We start from the raw sequence: 1,142 nt of genomic DNA, 5'->3' as shown, positions 1-1,142 counted from the left end.
CGTACAGGGCATAGAGCTGCTTGGTGTCGCCGATGCGCCCGCCATAGGGCGGGTTGACGATCACCAGGCCGGGCGGACCTTCCGGCGGGGTCAGGTCGCTGATGGCGTGGTGGCGGAAGTCGGTCCAGGCCGCCACGCCGGCGCGCGCGGCGTTCTCCTGGCTCATCCTGACGGCGCCGGCGTCGCGGTCGCTGCCGTGGAAGCGCACGGACGGCGGCGTGACGTTTCCAGATTCCTTCAGGGCGGTCCAGGCGGCCGGATCGAAGCTGGCCAGCTTCTCGAAAGCGAAGGAACGGCTGCGGCCGGGCTTGAGGCCGGCCGCCATCTCCGCCGCCTCGATCACGAAGGTGCCGGAGCCGCACATGGGATCCACCACCGGTTCCGTGCCGTCATAGCCGCACTGGCGCAGGAACAGGGCGGCCATGGTCTCCCGCATCGGGGCCTTGTTCACCGCCTCCTTATGGCCGCGCTTGTGCAGCGACTCCCCCGACGTGTCGATGCTGAAGGTGCACAGGTCATCGTCGATGCGGGCCTTGATGACGATCTCCGCATCGTCCGCGATGGGGGCGCCCAGCTCTTCCGCCAGGGCGCGGGTGATGCGCTCCGCCGCAGCGCCGGCGTGGTAGATGCGGGATTTGGTGCACGTGGCCTCCACCCGCACCGGCACGTCGGCCCGCAGGAAGTCGCCCCAGGCGAAGCGCCGGGCGCGCTTGTCCAGTTGCGCCAGGTGCAGGGCGCGGAAGGCGCCGATGCGCACCAGCACGCGGGTGGCGCCGCGCAGTTCCAGATTGGCGCGCCACACCTCCGCCCAGCCGCCCCGGGTTGAGACGCCGCCCTTGGCGGGCTGGGGATTGGTGAATCCGGCCGCCGTCATCTCCGCGCACAGCGTGGATTCCTGGCCAGGGGTGGTCACCACATAGATTTCAAAGTCGTCCATCGCGCCTTGATATCGCGCCACCACCGGGCGGGCGAGGGCTTTCTGGCAATGGCTTCCATGACCCGGCGGCGTCAATCCGCCCGCAGCTTCTCCACGTCCTTGGCGTGAGCCCGGAAAGCTGGGCGCCGAACCGGGCGGTGACATAGTTGGCCACCGCCGCGATCTCCTCATCGGAATAGGTGCTGCCCGACCCAGGCATGTAGGG

The 1,142-nt window shown here is 69.5% G+C and carries 1 protein-coding gene; it reads right to left on the bottom strand.

The annotated features are described in order from the left end of the window. Positions 1-937 (bottom strand): class I SAM-dependent RNA methyltransferase (locus I55_RS30535; RefSeq protein WP_044564498.1); only part of this gene is annotated, 937 nt, incomplete at its 3' end. Between the last annotated feature and the right edge of the window lie 205 nt (positions 938-1,142).

Origin of the sequence: Azospirillum sp. B4, assembly GCF_000333275.1 — a bacterium.
GTDB lineage: Bacteria > Pseudomonadota > Alphaproteobacteria > Azospirillales > Azospirillaceae > Nitrospirillum.
The sequence above is the reverse complement of the archived record's forward strand: the minus strand, read 5'-3'. Positions and strand labels throughout refer to the sequence as shown.